Origin of the sequence: Phyllobacterium sp. CCNWLW109, assembly GCF_037203905.1 — a bacterium.
Classification (GTDB): domain Bacteria; phylum Pseudomonadota; class Alphaproteobacteria; order Rhizobiales; family Rhizobiaceae; genus Phyllobacterium; species Phyllobacterium ifriqiyense.
The window spans coordinates 47,767-68,326 of record NZ_JBBCBK010000003.1 but is presented as its reverse complement, the minus strand read 5'-3'; the positions used below and the strand labels follow the sequence as shown (position 1 = coordinate 68,326).

Annotated in this window: 19 protein-coding genes; 9 read left to right on the top strand and 10 right to left on the bottom strand. The window is 54.0% G+C overall.

From position 1 onward, the window contains the following. Positions 1 to 23: 23 nt before the first annotated feature. A complete protein-coding gene (locus tag V9K92_RS10940; protein ID WP_337353994.1) occupies positions 24 to 1,187 on the bottom strand; it encodes an acyl-CoA dehydrogenase family protein in 1,164 nt (387 codons plus the stop codon). Positions 1,188 to 1,330: 143 nt separating this feature from the next. Here V9K92_RS10940 and V9K92_RS10935 point away from each other — a divergent pair, with 143 nt between their 5' ends. Further along, positions 1,331 to 2,023, top strand: a complete 693-nt coding sequence (locus V9K92_RS10935; protein WP_337353993.1) for a winged helix-turn-helix transcriptional regulator — start codon at positions 1,331 to 1,333, stop codon at positions 2,021 to 2,023. Between the two features lie 21 nt (positions 2,024 to 2,044). Here the strand turns inward: V9K92_RS10935 and pip are convergent, their stop codons facing one another. The 3 genes from pip to V9K92_RS10920 form a co-directional block, all read right to left on the bottom strand. Beyond that, on the bottom strand, positions 2,045 to 2,998 hold the full coding sequence (gene pip / locus V9K92_RS10930; RefSeq protein WP_435530084.1) for a prolyl aminopeptidase: 954 nt from the start codon (positions 2,996 to 2,998) through the stop codon (positions 2,045 to 2,047). Positions 2,999 to 3,134: 136 nt separating this feature from the next. Then, a complete protein-coding gene (locus V9K92_RS10925) occupies positions 3,135 to 4,763 on the bottom strand; it encodes an alpha-D-glucose phosphate-specific phosphoglucomutase (protein ID WP_337353992.1) in 1,629 nt (542 codons plus the stop codon). Between the two features lie 228 nt (positions 4,764 to 4,991). Next, a complete protein-coding gene (locus V9K92_RS10920; protein WP_337353991.1) occupies positions 4,992 to 5,609 on the bottom strand; it encodes a L,D-transpeptidase in 618 nt (205 codons plus the stop codon). Between the two features lie 174 nt (positions 5,610 to 5,783). Between V9K92_RS10920 and V9K92_RS10915 the strand changes: the two genes are divergently transcribed. Both V9K92_RS10915 and V9K92_RS10910 read left to right on the top strand, forming a co-directional pair. After that, positions 5,784 to 6,278: an MmcB family DNA repair protein gene (locus V9K92_RS10915; RefSeq protein WP_115051512.1), complete on the top strand. Its 495-nt coding sequence runs from the start codon at positions 5,784 to 5,786 to the stop codon at positions 6,276 to 6,278. 241 nt (positions 6,279 to 6,519) lie between these two features. Beyond that, complete coding sequence (locus tag V9K92_RS10910) at positions 6,520 to 7,401, top strand: autotransporter-associated beta strand repeat-containing protein (protein WP_337353990.1); 882 nt, start codon at positions 6,520 to 6,522, stop codon at positions 7,399 to 7,401. On the opposite strand, the gene V9K92_RS10905 is transcribed toward V9K92_RS10910, so the two are convergent. The 3 genes from V9K92_RS10905 to hrpB form a co-directional block, all read right to left on the bottom strand. Next, positions 7,398 to 7,961: an ActR/PrrA/RegA family redox response regulator transcription factor gene (locus V9K92_RS10905; protein WP_115051510.1), complete on the bottom strand. Its 564-nt coding sequence runs from the start codon at positions 7,959 to 7,961 to the stop codon at positions 7,398 to 7,400. The two genes, V9K92_RS10910 and V9K92_RS10905, sit on opposite strands and share 4 nt — an antisense overlap. 95 nt (positions 7,962 to 8,056) lie before the next feature. Further along, the gene (locus tag V9K92_RS10900; RefSeq protein ID WP_115051509.1) at positions 8,057 to 9,358 is read right to left on the bottom strand and encodes an ActS/PrrB/RegB family redox-sensitive histidine kinase; all 1,302 of its coding nucleotides are present in this window, start codon (positions 9,356 to 9,358) and stop codon (positions 8,057 to 8,059) included. Between the two features lie 136 nt (positions 9,359 to 9,494). Further along, entirely contained in the window at positions 9,495 to 11,942 is a 2,448-nt protein-coding gene (hrpB, locus tag V9K92_RS10895; RefSeq protein WP_337353989.1) for an ATP-dependent helicase HrpB, read from the bottom strand. 197 nt (positions 11,943 to 12,139) lie between these two features. Here hrpB and V9K92_RS10890 point away from each other — a divergent pair, with 197 nt between their 5' ends. From V9K92_RS10890 to fghA, 4 genes are read left to right on the top strand one after another with little or no spacing between them, the layout of a single operon-like run. Further along, entirely contained in the window at positions 12,140 to 13,252 is a 1,113-nt protein-coding gene (locus V9K92_RS10890; RefSeq protein ID WP_115051628.1) for an S-(hydroxymethyl)glutathione dehydrogenase/class III alcohol dehydrogenase, read from the top strand. Continuing rightward, on the top strand, positions 13,252 to 13,725 hold the full coding sequence (locus V9K92_RS10885) for a GNAT family N-acetyltransferase (protein ID WP_115051508.1): 474 nt from the start codon (positions 13,252 to 13,254) through the stop codon (positions 13,723 to 13,725). Before V9K92_RS10890 ends, V9K92_RS10885 begins: the two co-directional genes overlap by 1 nt. Continuing rightward, on the top strand, positions 13,725 to 14,381 hold the full coding sequence (locus V9K92_RS10880; protein ID WP_336440729.1) for a DUF1345 domain-containing protein: 657 nt from the start codon (positions 13,725 to 13,727) through the stop codon (positions 14,379 to 14,381). The genes V9K92_RS10885 and V9K92_RS10880 overlap by 1 nt, the downstream gene beginning before the upstream one ends. Before the next feature lie 20 nt (positions 14,382 to 14,401). Further along, entirely contained in the window at positions 14,402 to 15,235 is an 834-nt protein-coding gene (gene fghA / locus V9K92_RS10875; protein ID WP_307282224.1) for an S-formylglutathione hydrolase, read from the top strand. On the opposite strand, the gene V9K92_RS10870 is transcribed toward fghA, so the two are convergent. From V9K92_RS10870 to V9K92_RS10860, 3 genes are all read right to left on the bottom strand, one after another. After that, the gene (locus V9K92_RS10870; protein ID WP_337353988.1) at positions 15,232 to 15,996 is read right to left on the bottom strand and encodes an RES family NAD+ phosphorylase; all 765 of its coding nucleotides are present in this window, start codon (positions 15,994 to 15,996) and stop codon (positions 15,232 to 15,234) included. The genes fghA and V9K92_RS10870 overlap by 4 nt on opposite strands. Next, a complete protein-coding gene (locus tag V9K92_RS10865) occupies positions 15,956 to 16,339 on the bottom strand; it encodes an MbcA/ParS/Xre antitoxin family protein (protein ID WP_115051504.1) in 384 nt (127 codons plus the stop codon). Before V9K92_RS10865 ends, V9K92_RS10870 begins: the two co-directional genes overlap by 41 nt. 212 nt (positions 16,340 to 16,551) lie before the next feature. Then, positions 16,552 to 17,931 carry a cytochrome P450 gene (locus V9K92_RS10860; protein ID WP_337353987.1) on the bottom strand — a complete coding sequence of 460 codons (1,380 nt, stop codon included), beginning with the start codon at positions 17,929 to 17,931 and terminating at the stop codon, positions 16,552 to 16,554. 252 nt (positions 17,932 to 18,183) lie between these two features. On the opposite strand from V9K92_RS10860, the gene V9K92_RS10855 reads away from it, so the two are divergent. Together V9K92_RS10855 and V9K92_RS10850 are read left to right on the top strand one after the other, a co-directional pair. Further along, positions 18,184 to 19,926 carry a S10 family serine carboxypeptidase-like protein gene (locus V9K92_RS10855; protein WP_337353986.1) on the top strand — a complete coding sequence of 581 codons (1,743 nt, stop codon included), beginning with the start codon at positions 18,184 to 18,186 and terminating at the stop codon, positions 19,924 to 19,926. Then, the gene (locus V9K92_RS10850; RefSeq protein ID WP_337353985.1) at positions 19,923 to 20,351 is read left to right on the top strand and encodes a hypothetical protein; all 429 of its coding nucleotides are present in this window, start codon (positions 19,923 to 19,925) and stop codon (positions 20,349 to 20,351) included. Before V9K92_RS10855 ends, V9K92_RS10850 begins: the two co-directional genes overlap by 4 nt. The last annotated feature ends 209 nt before the right edge of the window (positions 20,352 to 20,560 follow it).

Sequence of the window (20,560 nt, the reverse complement as noted above, 5' to 3'; positions counted from 1 at the left end):
TTAGGCCGCCATCCAAACCCCCTTTAAAAGATATGGTCCACAGGCTGGCCCAAAGCCATCGCTCCGGCATAATGGGCCTGCGGGCCCTGCTGTAGCGGGTGGTAGCGGGCGCCCTGTATGTCGCGGAAACGCTGTTCAAGACGGTTATCCCGGTAAAATCCGCTGCCGCCCGCCAATTCCATTGCCAATTCTACGGCTTTAATCGCGTGTTCGGCGACAAGAGACCGACCGATCATAGTTTCATTGACGGTTGTCGCAGAGGGCGCGTTGCGGGCAGCTATGTTCACCATCCACTGATGCGCCAGTTGCGCGGCGCGCAAGTTTGTATCCATTCGGCCAGCAAGATTGAAGCTGTGAGCGCTCAAGGGTTTCTTACCGGCGAGGCCAACGGCAATATCACGCGCGCTTTCAGCAACGCCAAGATAAACCGCATAGATCAGCGGAAAGGCGATTGTGGAAATGATCTGGAACAAAGGATGCCATTCGCCAGCCTTGCGTGAGAGGGCGACGCCGCTATCAGGAATAAACAGATTATCGAAAATGACGTCGTTGGAACCAGTGCCGCGCATGCCCATTGCCTTCCAGGTTTCAACGACGCTCACTCCCTCGGCCTTCATGGGAGCAGCAAAATGGATGACGTTATGTGATCCGTCGTCATTTTCAACCATGGCGCCCGTCATCAAAAGATTGCCCGCATTAGCCCCCGAGGTGAATATTTTTCGCGCCGAGATGCGATAACCGCCATCAACTTTAACGGCCTTGCCGGAGCCGCCAATCCAGTCGGAACCGCCGCTGGAAAGCAGGATCAGCTTTTCGGCCGCAACACGTTTCAACAGAGGTTCTACGGCGGCCAGTTTCTGATGCTGCCAACGCCAAGCGGGAATTGCCACCTGATGGGTGTGCATGGAAAAAGCCAGCGCGGTCGAGGGGCATGCATGTGCGATAATCCGCAACATTTCCGCCAGTTCCGTAACATTCGCGCCTCCACCTCCAAGTTCAAGCGGTACGCCGATTTCGATAAGGCCGGCTTCTTGGAGCAACCTGTAATTATCGGCGACAAATGTATCCGTCGCATCGATATGTCCGGCATTATCGGCGAAAGCGGATGACAATGTGCGAGCAATCTCAGCGGCAGGGCTCGCATGAGAATGTGTCTCGGCATTATCAACCGATGATGAATGTGCCATGGTGTTCTCCTCGCTTTTGTTTTTAGTGAAAGTAAAAATCCTCTCATTGACGGGCTTCGTCTAGTTCACGAAATGAACTAGCCCGTTCCCTTGCCCGATCTTTTGGAGTACCTTCAAACAAAATAAAGTCCTGAGGGGGACTCATGGAAACGCATGGCGGATACGGTCAGTTCTGTCCGGTGTCGATGGCCTCTGAAATATTATGCTCTCGATGGACAACGCTGATTTTGCGGGAGCTTTTATGCGGCACGACGCGCTTCAATGATTTGCGCCGGGGCGTGCCGCGCATGTCACCCGCACTCCTTTCAAAACGCCTGAAAGAACTTGAGCGTGCCGGCGTCATCAAAACCATTCCCAATGCCGGAGGGGTTCTCGAATATCATCTTTCGGCGGCCGGTGAGGATTTGCGCCCCGTAATCGTGGGGATCGGATTTTGGGGGCAGCGCTGGGTGGAATCCAAGGTTTCGCTGAAGAATCTCGATCCATCGTTGCTGATGTGGGATATGCGCCGTCATCTCAATCCCAAACCATTGCCGCAGCGCCGGTGTACGATTCAATTTCTGTACCCTGAACTGCCTCAAGCGCGGCAAAATTTCTGGCTGGTCGTTGAGGACGGTTCTGTTGACCTTTGCGGGTTTGATCCGGGATATGACATTGATCTCCTCATCACGAGTTCATTGAAGAGCATGACCGCAATCTGGATGGGCCTCTCAATGGTCCGGCGGGAGGTGGATGCTGGCAACCTTGAATTTGACGGCGATCCTGCAATCGCCGCCTCCATGCAACAGTGGTTGGGCCTCAGCCCATTCGCGCAGGAACCGCGCCGCGTCTCATGACAGGATGTAAGGTGATGAAATCTAGAGTCCGGCAAATTGGTCGGTGGCCCGAATTAACCGATCGAGTATGCCCGGTTCCGTATAGGCGTGACCTGCCCCTTCGATAAGATGAAATTCGGCATCAGGCCAGACCTTGTGAAGCGCATAGGCATATTTTACCGGGCAGGGCATGTCATAGCGCCCCTGAACAATTACACCCGGAATGCCATGGAGCTTATGAGCGTCACGAAGCAACTGCCCCTCCTCCAGCCACGAGCCATTTATAAAATAGTGGTTTTCCAATCTGGCGAAGGCGAGAGCGTAGTGACCATCCCTGAAGCGTGCGGAATATTCGGGATCGGGAAGAAGCGTCACCGTCTCGCCTTCCCAGATCGTCCATGCTTTAGCCGCTTCAAGCTGGGCAATTTTGTCGTCTCCGGTCAAACGTTTATGGTATGCCGCCACCATATTACCGCGCTCTTCCAAGGGAATGGGTGCCTGAAAAAGCTCCCATTTATCTGGAAACATCTCGGAAACGCCGAACTGATAATACCAGTCGATTTCTGCCTTTGTGACAGTATAGATGCCGCGCAGGATCAATTCACTGACATGTTCCGGATGTTTTTGCGAGTAGGCGAGGCCAAGCGAAGATCCCCATGAACCTCCAAAGACCATCCATTTGTCAACGCCGATCAGCTTTCGCAACCGCTCGATATCCTCCACGAGATGCCATGTTGTATTCGCATGAAGATCAGCATGTGGAACAGACTTTCCGCAACCACGCTGATCAAATAACAGGACATCGTAGACATCAGGATTGAATAGGCGCCGGTGGTTCGAAGAAACACCGCTTCCTGGACCGCCATGCAAAAAGACGGCAGGTTTCCCACCCCGTTTACCGGAGCGTTCATAATAGATGGAGTGCCCATCTCCTACGTCGAGCATACCTGTTTCATAAGGTTCTATCGTTGGGTAAAGCGTGCGAAGTTGGGTCATCAATGCCCCTTGATGTTTTGAAAGTTCGATGAGGGTGGAGTTTATGGCAGCATAAATCCAGCGAGTGTGGTCTGACACACATTGCTGGATTATGTCCGTTGGGCTGGTTCAGCAGCCTCTGCCTTCCGACTGCCCTTTACGTGATTACGCTCGGTTCTTTGCGGCCCGTCTGGGCTTTGATGGCGGAAAGCTCTTCGGCAGCAAGGATAAGATCTGCAAGCGCCCCTTGCGTTTCCAGATCATGTCGTGACGGGTCCGGCTCATAGCGTTCAATGTAAACGCGGATCGTAGCGCCGGATGTTCCTGTGCCGGACAGGCGGAAGACAACGCGGGAGCCGCCTTCAAACAGGATGCGAATGCCCTGATGCTCGCTGACGGATTTGTCGACCGGATCATGATAGGCGAAATCATCGGCTGCCGCGATTTTAAGGCCCTGAACAGACGTGCCCGGCAAGCTGGCGAGCTTGGCCCGCAACGCGTCGATAACCTTGTTTGCACTGGCCGTGTCGACGCCTTCATAATCGTGGCGCGAATAATAGTTGCGGCCATACTGGGCCCAATGCTCAAGCGCGATTTCCTGCACGCTCACGCGCCGCACTGCAAGAATATTGAGCCAGAGCAGAACAGCCCAAAGCCCATCCTTCTCGCGCACATGGTTTGAACCTGTGCCGGAGCTTTCCTCGCCGCAGATGGTCGCCATATCCGCATCGAGCAGATTGCCGAAGAATTTCCAGCCCGTCGGGGTTTCATACATGCCGATTTTCAGCTTCTCCGCCACGCGGTCGGCGGCGCCACTTGTCGGCATTGAACGAGCAATGCCCTTAAGCCCGGCCTTATAGCCTGGCGCAAGGTGGGCATTGGCTGCCAGCATGGCAAGCGAGTCTGAAGGGGTGATGAAGATACCCTTGCCAATGATGAGGTTGCGGTCGCCATCGCCATCGGAAGCAGCACCAAAATCAGGACCATCCGCAGACATGAGAAGGTCGTAGAGTTCCTTGGCGTAAACCAGATTAGGATCAGGGTGGTGGCCGCCAAAATCCGTCAGCGGCACGAAGTTGAGGCAGGTGCCTTCCGGTGCGCCGAGGCGCTTTTCGAGAATTTCCTTGCCATAGGGGCCTGTAACCGCATGCATGGAATCGAAACGCAGGGTGAAGCCCGATTTGATCAGGGAGCGGATCGCGTCAAAGTCGAATAGAGTTTCCATCAAGGCCGCATAATCGGCAACCGAATCAACAATCTCCACATCCATATCGCCAAGTTTCTGGGTGCCGATCATGTCGATATCAACATCGGCGCTCTCAGCGATCCTGTATTCCTTGATGGTCTTGGAAATGGCGAAAATAGCTTCGGTAATTTTTTCCGGCGCGGGGCCACCATTGCCGATATTATACTTGATACCGAAATCTTCGGTGGGGCCGCCGGGATTGTGGCTGGCAGACAGAATCAGCCCGCCAAAGGCTCCATATTTGCGAATGAGATGGGACGCCGCCGGAGTGGATAATATGCCGCCTTGCCCTACGAGCACCCGGCCGAAACCATTGGCGGCTGCCATTTTCAAGGCGATCTGGATGACTTCGCGATTGTAGAAGCGGCCATCTCCGCCGATCACCAGTGTTTTGCCTTCATATCCTTCAAGCGCGTCGAATACGGACTGAATGAAGTTCTCCGCATAATTGGGCTGTTGGAAAACAGGAACCTTCTTGCGAAGCCCTGATGTGCCGGGCTTTTGGTCATCGAATGGTGTGGTGGCAACGGTTTTAAACATATTCACTTTCCAGTTTTAGCCTCTATCCGGGTTGGTCCAAGATCGACAGGTGCAATCTATGAGGCGGCAGATGATCAGGTCAACACGGCAAAATCAGGGGAGGGAAATAAAGACGGGTTGAAGCCTTCGCCGTATTCTAGGGTCCGGACCCTACTCATCCAACAAAAAGGCCACTCGAAAGTGGCCTTTTGCTGCAATGTTTTGTGGTTCCGCCTGAGCGGAATTCTTCTAGCGGACGACAACCTTGGCACCAACCTCGGCGCGATTGTAAAGGTCGATAATATCCTGATTCATCAGGCGGATGCATCCTGAAGACATGGCTTTGCCGATGGACCACCACTCCGGCGTGCCATGCAGGCGATAGCCGGTATCGCCGCTCTTGTTGAAGAGATAGAGGGCGCGGGCGCCAAGCGGGTTTTGAAGGCCGGGTCCCATGCCATTGCGGAATTCAGCCAGTTCCGGCTTGCGCTTGATCATTTCTTTTGGCGGGGTCCATGTCGGCCATTCACGCTTGAGCGCAATGCGTGCCGCACCGTTCCACTCAAAGCCTTCCTTGCCGACGCCTATGCCGTAACGCATGGCCTTGCCGCCGCCCAGAACGAAGTAGAGAAATTTTGTCTGTGTATCGACGATGATCGTTCCTGGTGTTTCACCGCCATCATAGCGAACTTCCTGTCGCAGGAATTGCGGCGGGATTTTTGCACGGGGAATGGCGGGGAGAACGTAACCTGCATCCGAAACTGAACTATAGGAGGCTGTTGAGTAATTAAACCCGATCGTGGAACAGCCGGCTAGAGCAGTTGCGCCCATAAGGCCAGCCGCAAGAACGATAGTTTTAAATCGCATGATCACCCCGTTGGTTGTGCGAATCTATATGTTACTTATTGTTGCCTCTTTAGCGCCATTATTGTTAAAGCTTCATTAACCGTAAAGCTTAGTTTTCCATTAACCATGGTTTTCACCTACCTGTGGGTGTATTTTCCACCACATGGTTGCAAAATTGCCGATAGATTCGCCGTCATGCCTATAGTCAGTCTGAGCCAGACCAATCCGCTTATTGATGGCCGCCAATCCGAAAATGCCATGCTGGTGCGGCGCGGCGTGCAGCGGCTTTTCCTCGAAATGGGCTTGGCAGTCATGCCGGAATTGTCGCTTGCTTCCGGCCGTCGCGCCGATCTTGTGGCCTTGTCCCGCAATGGTGAAATCTGGATTGTCGAAATAAAATCATCGATCGAGGACTGGAAGGTTGATCGAAAATGGCCGACCTATCGCGATTATTGCGACCGGCTGTTTTTTGCTACTCATCCGGGTGTTCCAGCCGATATATTCCCCGACGATTGCGGCTTCATTCTATCTGATGGATATGGTGCCGAGATCATCCGTGATGCGCCCGAGCACAAGCTGGCAGGCGCAACACGCAAGGCAATGACATTACGCTTTGCGCGCGTCAGCGCCGCCCGTATGACTCTTGCCGAATTATCCGGCATCGACCTGCCGCAGACGGACATGGAATAGGGTGCGTTAAAAAAAGATATTTGTAATCAGTAAGTTAAATCTAGCCTACGGTTGGAAAACTCCCTCCTGTTATCGCCCATATTGCGATCTTCCAACTAATATTTTCTGCGGAGCAAATGCAAATTTCCATAGGCCTAAAGCCTAATTGACGGCCTCCATATGCAATCTATGGTTATGCAACATTCATTAAATGCAACTGTAAAGCGTATCTGATTTTTGTATTGTGTATCGGAGTTTCTTTATGGCTTATTCTTTGAGCTGGGCCAATTTTGGCGCAAAAACCTATTCCATTGCAGATTTTCGTAATCGTTTGAAATATAGAGTCGTTTCGACGCTCATCCTTTTGGCAACAAGCTATCCAAGCTATGCCGAGAGTGCGGTCAAGGCAGACGCCGGTCCTGATAAAAGCGCGCAGACTGGAGGCGATCCTTTCGCCTTTGATATCGAGGGTCATGAAATCATATCCTTTCCCAGCGACAACAAATCGTTGGAGAGGTTGCGGAAATATCATCCCTATCTCGGCGAACGGGAGCTTCTCGACATTTTGAAAGTAGCCGCTGCTAAAAGCCGGGCCACAGATCGCTCTGCCATGATCGATGTCAACGAGGAAAAGCGCGGCCCCATTCAATTTTTACGGCGTTTCACCGCGAATGTGAGCGGAGACGAGACTGAAATTACCTGGAAAAATAATATATCAAATGCCTTGCTTGAGCAGCGCAAAGCACAAATTGCAGCGGAGCTTGCTGCTTTGAAAACCAAGCAAGCCGAAACCAGTTTTGATCATCCTGATAAAATTATTGCGGAGAAAATCGCTGCGCTCGAGGCCATATATGCCGAGCTTTTAAACCTTGATGCCGGATTGACAAAAACTGGCTCGGGGATGCTGGTACTTGAAGGCGTGAATACCTATTCAGGTGAAACACGCATTATAGAAGGCACGCTGATGGTCTCGGACAACAAGTCCGATCTAGCTGGACAGGAGCTGCTCGGCGATGATGGGGTGGTAATCGTTCCTTCGCTGCAATCTCCCGTTCTGGTCAATAAGGGGGCATCTCTGGCGGTAGACGGAGCTATACAAGAAAAGGGTAGTAATAGATCGCCCGTAAAGCGTCTGGCAATCTAGCGCGGGGCGCGCTTGGCCAAAATACGCTGCAAGGTGCGTCTGTGCATGTTAAGCCGGCGTGCTGTTTCAGAAACATTCCGGTCGCACATTTCATAAACGCGCTGAATATGTTCCCAGCGCACGCGATCGGCCGACATCGGATTTTCAGGCGGCGCCACCTTTTCACCGGAACGGCGGGTCAGGGCTGCGAACACCTCGTCCGCATCAGCCGGTTTTGAAAGATAATCGATTGCGCCGAGCTTTACGGCGTTAACCGCTGTCGCAATATTGCCGTAGCCGGTGAGAATCACCGCGCGCGTATCTTCGCGGCGAGCACGAATGGCTTCGATAATATCGAGACCATTGCCATCGCCAAGGCGCATATCGACAACCGCATAGGCCGGGGCATGGCTTTTGACGCTGGCAAGCCCCGCCTCCACCGAATCGGCAATCGCCACGGTGAAGCCGCGTGTTTCCATGGCGCGCGCCAGACGCTGCAAGAACGGCTTGTCGTCATCAACAAGAAGAAGTGTCGGATCGTTGCCAATGGCGGCAATATCGTCCTGATCCGTATTATCCATCAGGGTTTCCTGCTCATTTTGTAATAGTTAGTGATGTAATGGTTCGCAATGAAGAAAAAGTCAAAGGCTAGAGCAAGTTTTGTTTAACAGGCGAACTAGCCGCTGGTCGTCAATTCGCTGATTGGCCAGATCACGACGACCTCCGCGCCCTGTCCCGGATCATTGCGGTTGCGGAATGTTATTGTGGCACCGGAACGCTCCAGAAGCGTTTTTGCAATAAACAGACCAAGGCCAAGACCGCCACCATGTTCATTCACTTCGCGGTCGCGGCCCGTCGTGTAGGGCTCACCGATACGGTCCAGAATTTCGGGAGCAAAACCCTTGCCATCATCGCTGACGATGATCTCGACGGTTTTGTCGTTCCAGCCCCAACTGACCCTAATCGTATGCTTGGCGAAATCGACGGCATTCTCGACCAGATTACCCAGGCCGTAAATGATGCCGGGGTTGCGGCGGATAAATGGTTCGATGCCTTCGCCGCGCAATTTGGTGACTTCAATGCCGATCCCAAAGTTCCTGTTCGGTTCAATGACTTCCTCGATAAGCGAGGAAATCTTCAACCGGGACATATGCTCTTCGCTGGTGGATGAAAGGCTGGTGAGACGTTTCAGAATCTCGCGGCAACGTTGGGTCTGCGAACGCAAAAGCTCGATATCTTCAGCAAAACGGTCATCCTGCTTCAGGCTGCGCTCCATCTCCTTGGCAACAAGGGCGATGGTGGCAAGCGGTGTACCAAGTTCATGGGCGGCTGCGGCGGCAAGGCCATCCAGCGCGGACAGATGCTGTTCGCGCTGGAGGATCAGTTCTGTTGCTGTCAGCGCATCGGCCAGCAGGCGTGCTTCCTCAGCCACGCGATAGGCATAGACCGCAGTGAAGGCCAGAGCGGAAACGACCGAGCACCACACGCCTGCAATGAGTATGAAAGGCAGGTGCATGCTTTCGCCCGGATACCAGGGAAGCGGCAGGTAAATATAGGCAAGGACAGTGGCGCAGATGGTGACGAGAAGTCCAAGCAGAATGGTCGACCATGAGGGCAAAGACGTTGCCGATATGATGACAGGAACAATCATCAGAACAGCAAAGGGATTTTGCAAGCCGCCGGTCATGTAGAGCAGGCCCGCAACCTGCAAAATATCAAAAGCAAGCACGGGAATGGCCGCGCGTGGCTGTAACCGGTGGTTGATCGGATAGCGGAATGACATGAGCAGATTGAGCCATGCCGAACAGGCGATCAGCGCAAAACATACACTGACCGGGAAGGGGAATTTCAGGTAGAGCGCGACAAACAACACCGCGATGCTTTGACCTGCCACTGCGAGCCAGCGCAGGCGAATGAGCGTAGTCAACCGTAACCGGCGCGACAAATATGAAGAGCGTATGCCAAAATCCTGAACCATGAAGGTGCTTTAGATCAAATGTGGCAAAAATGGAATTGGAGAGTTCGGCGAGGGTAACGGAGGCTGCGTGTTGCGAGAATATAGTGCGTGGTTCGACGGGGCTTGTCTGTCGAGATGCAATTAGCTGGAAACCACCTCACGTTCCCCGTGGTTTGGCGCGGGCCGTCGGTGCTGCATTGGCAGGATCTTCCGGCCAGACATGGCGGGGATAGCGACCTCGCATATCGCTGCGAACATCAGCCCAGGAGCCTTTCCAGAATCCGGGCAAATCGCGGGTTATCTGGATCGGACGGTGCGCCGGCGAAAGAAGTTCCAGCAAGAGCGGTATGGTGCCATTGGCGATGGCCGGGTGGGTTGCCAGTCCGAAGAGTTCCTGCACTCGCACGGCAAGAACCGGCTCGCCCTCATCATAACGGATCGGGATATGCGATCCGGTCGGTACCTCGAAATGGGTTGGCGCGAGAGTTTCAATCTTGCGTTGCAGATCGTAGGGAACGGTAGAACGCAATCCCTCGATCAGTACATGCGCGGGAATTTGGTTAAGCTGCGCGCCACCCTTGAGGAAGGGTTTCAACCAATCGTCAAGCGTGGCAAGCAAGGTGTCATCATCCATGGCGGGCCAAGGCGCCCCCAGACCCTGATGCAGCCAGGCAAGGCGGCGGCGCAATGTCAGCGCCTCCTTTGACCATGGGAGAATATCAAGCCCATGGGTTTTGACAGCAGCAATCACCCCAAGATCAGCTTCCTCACCGGTTGGGGCGGGCATGGTCTTTTCTGACAGGGCTATGGCACCGATCCGCGTTGCATCGCGGGCCTGAAGCGCATTGCGGGAGGCATCATAGGTGACTTGCCGACCGCTGACGATCCGATCCGCCATAGCCTCGCGTATTTCCGCCTCACTTACCTCGGCAGCAGCAAGAATACGCGCGCGTCCGGCTCGTCCGGACAGATCAGCGACGACGAGCCAAGGAGATTTGGCAAGTGCAGAGCTAGGATCAACTTCGCCGCCGCGCCCATTGGCCAGAGTGAACTGGCCATTGCCACGCGATTTGGCAATGCGATCAGGATAGGCGCCGATCAGCAGCCGCCCAACGCTGTCGGCTTCCGCCGCAACGGGACCAGACCCTGCCAGACGCTTTGCTAATCCACGGGCACGGGTGGCGCGATCACCGCGCTCACGCTGGAAGCGGGAAAGCCTTACATCGAGATCTATGTCATTGCCGCCAAGTCCACGCTCGGTAAGGAGGATTGCAAGTTCGGCAGCCCGTAATGCCTGCCCCCGTTCGCGCGCGGTCAGCACCATATGGGCAAGGCGGGCAGGCAGAGCCAGCGCACGCATTTCATTGCCCATTGGCGTGACACGATGGTCCTTGCCGAGTGCGCCGAGATTTTCCAAAAGGCTCTTTGCTTCTTTGATCGCCGGGGCAGGTGGAGCATCGAGAAAGCCAAGGCTGGATGGATCAGAAACGCCCCATGCAGCGCAATCCAGCACAAGACCCGTCAGGTCTGCTTCCAGAATTTCAGGCGGAGCAAAGGCTTCAAGCGCGGCGGTCTGTTCGGCACGCCAAAGGCGTATTGCAATACCCGGCTCCGTGCGTCCTGCACGACCCGCGCGCTGATCCACGGCAGCCCGTGCCGCGCGCACAGTTTCCAGCCGCGTCAAGCCGGTTGCGGGTTCAAATTTTGGCAAGCGGGCAAGGCCGCTATCAATGACGACCCGAACGCCGTCAATAGTGATTGATGTTTCTGCAATAGAGGTGGCGAGAACGACTTTGCGCTTGCCAAATGGTGCCGGCTTGATTGCCGCATCCTGATCGCGTCCTTCAAGCGCGCCATAGAGCGGCACGATCATCGTATCGGCAGGGACACGGCCTTGCAGCGCTTCGGCAGTCCGTTCGATTTCGCGCTGACCGGGAAGAAAAGCAAGAATGCTGCCGGTCTCATCGGCAAGCGTATCACGGATTGCCCGCGACATGGCATCTTCGATACGCTCGTCCGGCCTGCGTTCGCGATAGCGTATGTCGATGGGGAAAGAACGCCCCTTGCTTTCAAGCACCGGCACGTTGCCAAGCAGCTTGGCAACGCGCGCACCATCCAATGTTGCCGACATGACCAGCAGTTTGAGATCGGGACGGAGGGCGGCCTGCACATCAAGGGCCAGCGCAAGGCCGAAATCCGCATCCAGACTGCGTTCGTGAAACTCGTCAAAAAGCACTGCGGCAATGTTTGTCAGATCGGGATCATCGAGGATCATCCGGGCGAAGACGCCTTCGGTCACAACGAGGATGCGGGTTCTGGCAGAAACCTTGTTTTCCAGTCGCATACGATAACCGACAGTTGCGCCGACCTCTTCGCCCAGCAGGCTTGCCATGCGGCTGGCTGCGGCGCGGGCTGCAAGACGGCGGGGTTCAAGCAGGATGATCGTGCGTTCGCCGCGCCATGGCGCATCAAGCAGGTGCAGGGGAATGAGCGTGGTTTTACCAGCACCTGGCGGGGCGACAAGCACCGCAGAATTGCCTGCATCCAGCGCTCTATCAAGAGCGGGAAAGATTTCGGTGACGGGCAGGGTTGGAAGAACTGTCACGGCATATCCGCAAATTGTTATCGTCGCCTTTGACAATTTTTCCCGAGCCAAGTCCATTGATTTCTAATGTTGAAGCGGAAAACAATCATCTGCGACAAAGCGGTTTCATGACGAGAAATGTCGCCGATTTGATTGACGATCCGGGCTGCGATCCTGATAGTGAGCAAATCACTGAAGACGCATTGGGAGACACATTCATGAAATCGCGCGCTGCCGTCGCTTGGGAAGCCAACAAGCCACTGACCATCGAAACAATCGAGATTGGCGGACCCAAGCCCGGCGAAGTTCTCGTCGAGATCATGGCGACCGGTGTCTGCCATACGGATGCCTATACTTTGTCGGGGTTGGACTCCGAGGGCAAGTTCCCGGCAATTCTCGGCCATGAGGGTGCAGGGATCGTGCGCGAAATTGGCGCCGGTGTCACATCACTGAAGGTCGGCGACCACGTGATTCCGCTCTACACGCCGGAATGCCGCCAGTGTAAAACCTGCCTGTCGCAACGGTCAAACCTGTGTACTTCCATCCGCGCCACGCAAGGGCAGGGTGTCATGCCCGACGGCACAAGCCGCTTTTCCTGCGATGGCGGTGAAGTGTTCCACTATATGGGCTGTTCGACCTTCTCGAACTTTACTGTTTTGCCAGAGATTGCCTTGGCAAAAGTGCGCGAGGACGCGCCTTTTGACAAAATCTGCTACATTGGCTGTGGCGTCACTACCGGCATTGGTGCCGTGATCTATACGGGCAAAGTCTGGCCCGGCGCGAATGTCGTTGTATTCGGTCTGGGTGGTATCGGCCTCAATGTCATTCAGGGCGCTCGCATGGTGGGCGCGGACAAGATCATCGGTGTCGATCTCAACCCCGGCAAAGTGGCAATGGCAAAGCAATTCGGCATGACCCATTTCATCAATCCGACAGAGATTGGCAATGATAAGGTGGTTTCCGCCATTCAGGATCTGACCGACGGCGGCGCGGACTTTTCATTCGACGCAACCGGAAATACCAATGTGATGCGGCAGGCACTGGAATGTTGTCATCGCGGCTGGGGCACCAGTATCGTGATCGGCGTTGCAGAAGCAGGTAAGGAAATCTCAACGCGGCCTTTCCAGCTGGTTACGGGTCGTAACTGGCGCGGCACTGCTTTTGGCGGCGCACGCGGACGTACTGATGTTCCGAAAATCGTCGATTGGTATATGGAGGGAAAGATCGATATTGACAGCCTGATTACCCACACCATGCCTTTGCCGGAAATCAATACGGCTTTCGACCTGATGCACGAAGGCAAGTCCATTCGCAGCGTCGTGACCTTCTGATGGAAGCAAATGCCTATAAGGTCGTCCTTTGCGGGCTGGACGAGCTGTCGCCGCGCGATCTTTATGCCATGCTGAAACTGCGCGTCGATGTCTTTGTCGTCGAGCAGAAATGCGCCTATCCGGAACTGGACGGCAAGGACGCCGATGCCTTGCATCTGCGAATATTGAGCGGCAAGAATCTGGTGGCAAGCGCGCGTATCCGCAAACCGGCCAAAACCGATCCGGCGGCCCGGATCGGGCGCGTTGTGGTTTCGCCGGAACATCGCGGACAACGCCTGGGCGACAGGATCATGGTTGAGGCGATTGCGCAATGCGAACGGCTCTATCCGGAAAGTCCGATCAAGCTTTCGGCGCAAAGCCATTTGTCACGCTTTTACGCCTCGTTCGGTTTCGTGTCCGTGTCGGAGGAATATCTGGAGGATAATATCCCCCATATTGATATGCAGCGTCCAGCCGTTGTGACATCCGAGTAGTGGCCATGAACAAGCGGCATAAGCCTTTTTACATTGCCGCCCTCATCGGGCTTGCAGCTTTGGGATTGGGCTTGGCCTTTGTGCCACGCATTGCCTATGTTATCTCTGCCAATGCGTTCTTTCTCGTCTATTTGGGCTTTACAACGATCAGAATCCCAAAATTGACGGCAGATTATCTGCGCCGCAATGCGGCCAAATCCGACGAGCCCGTATGGATCATTTTCACGGTCACATTTGGCGCGGTGGTCGTGGCCGTGGGCTCGCTTTTTGTCCTGATCAATTCAGGCCAGAACCCGCAGCCCCTTGATCTCACATTGGCATTGGCCGCGGTGCCTCTCGGCTGGCTGACTATCCACATGATGACGGCAATTCATTATGCGCATCTTTACTGGCAGCCCGATGAGAGTGCAGAAGGCGCAAAGACAAAGACACGAAAACATGTTGGCGGGCTGGATTTTCCCGGTGGCAAGGAACCTGGCGGGATTGAGTTCCTGTATTTTTCCTATGTCATCGGCATGACGGCGCAAACCTCCGATACGGGTATCACCAGTACCCAAATGCGCAAGATTAACCTGCTACATGCGATTGTATCGTTCTTTTTCAACACGGTGCTTGTTGCCGCTGCGGTCAATGTTGCCGTCTCGCTTGGCCAATAAGAATAGTCATAAGGACAATCATGGAAACCCTTTCAGTCGCAAAAAGCTTTGATGGAACGCAGGGTGTTTATCGCCATCGCAGCGATGCGTGCCTGTGCGATATGACATTTGCAGTGTTCTTGCCGCCGCAGGCAAAAGAAGGGCCTGTGCCCGTCTTGTGGTATCTTTCCGGCCTGACCTGCACGCATCAAAATGTCATGGACAAGGGAGAATATCGCCGCACTGCCGCAGAGCTTGGCGTTGCGATCATCTGTCCCGATACCAGCCCACGCGGGGAGAATGTCCCGGACGAAAAGGACAATTGGCAGTTTGGGAGCGGCGCCGGTTTCTATCTCGACGCAACGCAGTCGCCCTATGCCGAAAACTATCGCATGGCGACTTATATTGCCGAAGAATTGCCTACACTGATCGCCGCAAACTTTCCAATCGATATGCAGCGCCAGAGTATATTCGGCCATTCCATGGGTGGCCATGGCGCGATCACTTTGGCGCTGAAAAACCCCGGCCGCTTCAAATCCGTTTCCGCTTTCGCCCCAATAGCCAGGCCGATGGTTGCTGGCTGGTCGCGCCCGGCATTCGAGAAATATCTCGGCAGTGATGAAACGGCTTGGCGTGCCTACGACACTGTTGCCTTGATCGAAGACGGATATCGCCTACCGGAATTGCTGGTCGATCAGGGCAAAGCCGATGGTTTTCTGGACGATGGTCTGCGGCCCTGGCTGCTTGAGGAAGCTTGTGAGAAGGCAGGTATTCCGCTGACGCTGAACATGCGTGACGGCTACGACCATTCATACTTCTTCATTTCGACCTTCATGGCCGACCACATTGCCTGGCATGCGGAAAGGCTGGGTTAATTGGCGCGTCCGGCCGCGGCCATCCTCGGATCGGCAGCGAATGTTTCCCGGTCAAAGCCTAGACGCAAATCTGGCTGGTCGCAGATTGCCTTGACGCCATAGCTTGAAAAATGCAGCCGCCAAGTTGTCATTTTGGTTGGTCGCGGCAGCGCGAAGCAGGCACATGAAAGCAGTGCTAGATTGGCACCGCCTTCAGGGTCGCGAACCGATTGATAGCGGATCAACTCAATATCTGCCTGTTGCGCCTTATCAGAAAGGTCGAGACAGGCGGAATAGTCGCTGAGGTGAGTCCACTGCGCGGCCTGCTTCAGAAAAGGCGGCGCCATTAGATCGAGCGCTTTGGTGGTGGCATAGCGCGCCTCGAAGGCAGTGAACTCCAGTGCATTGTGCGGCCATGGAGTACCGGGGCTTTCGGCAAAAAACAGCAGTCGATAAAAGGCGGTTTCAGCAACGGCTGTTTCAACAGCCTCGCTGGCATAAAACACGCCGGGCGAATACCCTTCGCGCCGGAACCTTGAATTGCCGGGATATCGACCATAGCGAAAAGGTGTGGCCAGCAGGTAGTCAAGATGCGCACAATTGGCTGGCAGTGGCGGCTTGGTGGCCTCCAGCTCATCCTCAAGCAAAGCCTGCTCATCAAGCGTGTCGACAAGCTTCATTGTAGAAACACGGTGCTGCGCTTCGACCAGACGCCAGCAGGCGCCATGCAGACCGTGGGCTTCAGATCGGAGCGCGTCGGGCGTCCAGATAGGCGAGGACATGGGTGAGACCGTCAATGGTTTTGATACGGTTGAGCGGTTTGCCGCCAAGCATGGTGTTATCGGTTCTTATCCACTGACGCGCCACAGCATCATCGCCGCCGACAATGGCATCCAGTGACCGGTAGAGACGAATGAAGAGCAGGGCAAGCTCGTAACTCTTGCCGGTGAGCGGCGAGCCATCAAGGCTGCGCTTCAAGCGCGAAAGACTGGGTTCCGACAGGCCGACAATATTGGAAAGCTCCTTCGCGGTCAGTCCGAGCAATTCGGCAGAGCGCAGCAATGCCTTGGAAACAACGGTGGTCTTGCTGGGTGTTTCAGTTTTGTGTTGTGCGTTGGTTCGCATTGCATGTCCTTTCACTAGAAATATAAGTACATTAAATTTCTTGTGAAATCAAGCGAATGCATGCATCAAAGTATTGCGTGGTTCGACAGGCTCACCATGAGGAGGGTGGGTGGGCTGAACGCTAATCATCAATATTGCAGATACATCGCAAATACTGGCTCCCTGCAATCATTCACCTTCCTCATGGTGAGCCTGTCGAACCACGCAATACATCAACGCCTTGCAATAACACTCATTGGCAGACCTCCATTTGGCTGCGTTGTCAGCTTTTGCACCGGCCAGGGTTTTACCGAGCTTGCCATATCAAAGCGATAACGATGCAGCAGCACGGCCAATGCAATGATGGCTTCCTGCAGGGCAAAACTGGCACCAATACACACACGCGGACCGGCACCGAAGGGCAGATATTGGAAGCGATCAATCTTACCGCGGTTTTCCGGGTGAAAACGCGACGGTATGAACGCGTCAGGTTGATCCCAATAAAGACGGTGCCGATGCACGGTCCATGGCATGACCAGAACGGCTGACCCTTCAGGCAGTTTCAAGTCCTGGTACTGATCATCTTCAATCGGCTCCCGGTTGATTGATGGTGCGGGTGGGTAGAGCCGCATGGCCTCCTCGAACGCGGCGCGCGTAAAGGGCAATGCATCCAGCCATTCATGCGGCGGCGGCATATCGCGCTGATCCATGAAGGCGTCGATTTCCTGTTCGATCAGTTCGCGCTCCCATGGCGCTCTTGCCAGCAGATAAAGCGTCCAGCCAAGCGCGCGTGCGGTCGTTTCATGGCCAGCACCGATGAAAGTAATGATGTTGTCCTCGATCTCGGCGCGTGACAGGCCATCGGGCCCTTCTGCACGCAGGAGGAGAGTGAGGAAATCATTGGGAACGCTGTCGCCCTCCTTGTCCATGCGTGCTTTGCGCATCTCAATCGTGTTGGCCACGATCTGCCGGAAGAAAGCGAGAGCACGGCGTCCGCGAATTTGGGTAAAGCGCGGCAACCATTCCGGCGCACCCAGAAGATCAAATGGATCAACCCGCCCCATGGTCTCGAAAAGCCGATCGACTTCATGCGAAAACTGGTCAGGATCGCCTGCAATTTCACCTGAAAACAGGGTTTCGGCCAGAATATCATAGGTCAGCATGGTCATGTCCCGCGACACATCCGTAATGCCGCTTTGCCCATTGTAACGGTCGGCGAAGTTCTCCGTTGCCCGCTGCATGCTTGTCGCAAAACCATTAATATGGCGCGGCGTAAACACGGGTGCCATGGCTTTGCGCGAGCGCTTCCACGTATCGCCCTCGGCCGTCAGCAACCCGTCGCGCAGGATCGGACGCAGGATACGCTGGCGTACAGCCGCCATCTTGTAGTTCTTGGCATTGTCGACAAGGACATGACGAATGAGGCCGGGATCATTGGCAATGATCGTATGGGCGAAAGACCAATCAATGGATACCCAAGGTTCGTTATAGGAGGGCTCACCCCACAGCTCCAGCGGATTGCGATAGATGGTCCGTATCAATTGCAGCGTACCGACAGGTCCGGTACGGGGAACGGGTGCCGGGGGTGTGAATGCGGTTTTCAAAATATCCATTGCGCCTCCATAATTGCGATGTGGGTATGATTGCGTCTCATGTCCACAAGTTTCGCCCAGCCAGGACGAAGAGAGGGGAAAATGGAAAGGCCGAAACAGCAGTAATTTTCTTGACCTTAAGCCTCCTTTGAGCTCTAGTGAGATCGGTTTCGGGCAATATTTTATTTTAATTTCGGCATTATACGACCAAAGTATTACGTAATAATATCAATAACTTATTGCATAAATATTTATACTGTGAGGTTTTTAATCATGCATTATCGCTTGTGCGGGCTGACGCTTGCAGTTTTTCTCTCAGCCTGTAGTGGTGGCTCAGATTCAGAGCCTGAAAAAGCGCCATCATCATTTACACCGCAGGTAACCGTTGTTCCCAAGATTGATGCGCCGACACCTGGCTCTGCTGTCTTTTCTTACGGACCTGAGGATGGCATTTCACGCTCGTCCGTTAGCGAGGAGCCGGCAAGCAAGTCGCAAAAAATTACCGTGAAGGGGATACCGGTACAATTTACCGCAAGCGCTGGTCATCTGATTTCGACAGGCTCGATACCTATTGGAACGGGTCTGAACTATAGAGATGCAGATGCCGCTATTTTCTACACGGCCTATACGCGTGATGATCTGCCAAAAGAAAACCGGCCGGTTACATTTGTATTCAATGGCGGCCCGGGTGGCGCATCAGCGGCTCTTGATCTGGGCTTCCTTGGCCCCAAGAGTTACGATGACGATGCCTCGGACAAAGCGAAAACTCTGCTCTGGAAGGATAATCCCAATACGATACTGGACAAAACGGACCTCGTTTTTGTCGATCCGGTAGGCACGGGTTATTCTGAAGCTATCTGGCCAAATAAAAACGAGGATTTTTGGGGTGTCGACAGCGATGCAAAAGTTTTGCGCAGCTTCATCACACGCTACATCAACGCCAATAATCGCCAGAGCTCGCCAAAATATATTTACGGCGTTTCCTATGGCGGATTTCGCGTGCCGATCATCGCGCAGTTGCTGATAGAAAAGGGTGAAAGTGGTTATCTGCCTGATCCCAGCAAAAAACCAGCGAAGGTCTTAAGTGGTCTGATCCTGAATTCGCCAATTCTTGATATCAATAGCGATTGTTCTTCTCGCTACGTTTCCTGTCATGGCGTTCTGCCAACATATGCAATGGTAAAGGCATTTCATGACAAGTCGGTCGAAAAGCCAGACTTTGATCTGCCAGCCTTTCTGGGTGACGCAAGGCTTTTCGCGGTCACGTTCAACAATCTCTACAAAAGTGTGTTTAAAAGCGTTGACCAGAAAATATCCGATCGGTCGCAATGGAACATCTATCTTCAAAAACCAGAATCTGAAGTTTTCCTCAATAGATTGTATAAAATCACAGGGATAGGGAAACTGTACAAGCTGGGCGAAGGCGCGGACAGCAATCCATGGATTGCAAATCCGAATATGGATAGCAGGGAGTTTGTAAAGAGGTTCAGCCCTCAAGAGACATTACAGATGAATGATGGGCGATATTTTCTGGAGAAAGACACGGTCGATCCAGTCGTTGATCGCACTGACGTTAATTACGATCACATCAAATCCTATCTGGCAGGATTTGCCGACTATAAAGCGAAATCAAGATATCTCGGCAGCAATGGCAAAATTATCCTTCATTGGAACTATATGCCGGATCAGCATTTGTCAGTTACAGGCGACAGATTTGCAAGTGCCATTCCCGATCTGACTTTCGACGTAACACTAAATCCAAATCTGAAGGTTCTTATTCAGCACGGCTATTATGATCTCAATACGCCCTTCCATAAGACGGAGGTGGATATAGAGAATGCAAATCTGTCCTCCAGAATCCCGATAAAAACCTACCTTGGCGGGCATGGGATTGGTCCGGGCAGGACGGATGGCTATGAAAAGGTGCTCGCTGAACTCGATGCCTTTTATGACCAGCCAGCAGTGGTGAAGCTTGCCGCGTTCAATGCCGCTCTTCCGGAAGCGAGGAACCCATGAAGCGTGGAATGGTCTTTACCGTGGCGATTATATCTTCGGTTGTTTTGCAGGTTGCCGGATCGGCTGCTGACGATGTTATCACGCTGACAAAGCCCCCGGAATTTGGCGCAACAATGTCGGGGAGAATATACCCTCCAGCCAAGAGCGCGGTCGAAAGAACCGCTATGCCAATCACGCCTGAAACGGTGCTCAATGCGGTCGACGCGCGCATTCGTGCGCTTTTTGACCGCGCGGCGGATCCTTCGACGCATCTGGTGACTATCGAATCTGCCAATAGGGCAGGAGTGGGGTACTTTGTCGATAATTTCGCACTGATTGACCATGATCAGGATGGCAGCCTCCGATATAGCGAGGTCAAAGGTTTCCTTGATGCGCAGTCGCCCATAAAAAGGCCGGCCTCAAAGGAAATACAGATTATCGAATAGTTGGGCGGCCCGGAATGGTTGCGGCCAGACGATGATGCCAAGAGCCGGGGCCAGTTCCCGGCAAGGTTCCAAATGCACAGCGAGCGGTTATTCAAGGCTGCTCGCCAGTGCGCTTGAAACCTTTTTCAAAGCGCTGGTGGTCGTGTTTCCACGACCCGTCCGTTCGGTCCCGCCAGTAGCCAAGCTCAAAATCAACAAAACCAAAGGTA

Bases quoted from the DNA above. Each gene is read 5' to 3' on its own strand.
- V9K92_RS10865 (WP_115051504.1), bottom strand. From the start codon at position 16,339: ATGCGAACCAACGCACAACACAAAACTGAAACACCCAGCAAGACCACC.
- V9K92_RS10920 (WP_337353991.1), bottom strand. From the start codon at position 5,609: ATGCGATTTAAAACTATCGTTCTTGCGGCTGGCCTTATGGGCGCAACT.
- V9K92_RS10850 (WP_337353985.1), top strand. From the start codon at position 19,923: ATGAAGCGTGGAATGGTCTTTACCGTGGCGATTATATCTTCGGTTGTT.
- V9K92_RS10900 (WP_115051509.1), bottom strand. From the start codon at position 9,358: ATGGTTCAGGATTTTGGCATACGCTCTTCATATTTGTCGCGCCGGTTA.
- V9K92_RS10940 (WP_337353994.1), bottom strand. From the start codon at position 1,187: ATGGCACATTCATCATCGGTTGATAATGCCGAGACACATTCTCATGCG.
- fghA (WP_307282224.1), top strand. From the start codon at position 14,402: ATGGAAACCCTTTCAGTCGCAAAAAGCTTTGATGGAACGCAGGGTGTT.
- V9K92_RS10925 (WP_337353992.1), bottom strand. From the start codon at position 4,763: ATGTTTAAAACCGTTGCCACCACACCATTCGATGACCAAAAGCCCGGC.
- V9K92_RS10890 (WP_115051628.1), top strand. From the start codon at position 12,140: ATGAAATCGCGCGCTGCCGTCGCTTGGGAAGCCAACAAGCCACTGACC.
- V9K92_RS10915 (WP_115051512.1), top strand. From the start codon at position 5,784: ATGCCTATAGTCAGTCTGAGCCAGACCAATCCGCTTATTGATGGCCGC.
- V9K92_RS10910 (WP_337353990.1), top strand. From the start codon at position 6,520: ATGGCTTATTCTTTGAGCTGGGCCAATTTTGGCGCAAAAACCTATTCC.
- pip (WP_435530084.1), bottom strand. From the start codon at position 2,998: ATGACCCAACTTCGCACGCTTTACCCAACGATAGAACCTTATGAAACA.
- V9K92_RS10935 (WP_337353993.1), top strand. From the start codon at position 1,331: ATGGAAACGCATGGCGGATACGGTCAGTTCTGTCCGGTGTCGATGGCC.
- V9K92_RS10885 (WP_115051508.1), top strand. From the start codon at position 13,252: ATGGAAGCAAATGCCTATAAGGTCGTCCTTTGCGGGCTGGACGAGCTG.
- V9K92_RS10855 (WP_337353986.1), top strand. From the start codon at position 18,184: ATGCATTATCGCTTGTGCGGGCTGACGCTTGCAGTTTTTCTCTCAGCC.
- V9K92_RS10870 (WP_337353988.1), bottom strand. From the start codon at position 15,996: ATGTCCTCGCCTATCTGGACGCCCGACGCGCTCCGATCTGAAGCCCAC.
- V9K92_RS10905 (WP_115051510.1), bottom strand. From the start codon at position 7,961: ATGGATAATACGGATCAGGACGATATTGCCGCCATTGGCAACGATCCG.
- V9K92_RS10860 (WP_337353987.1), bottom strand. From the start codon at position 17,931: ATGGATATTTTGAAAACCGCATTCACACCCCCGGCACCCGTTCCCCGT.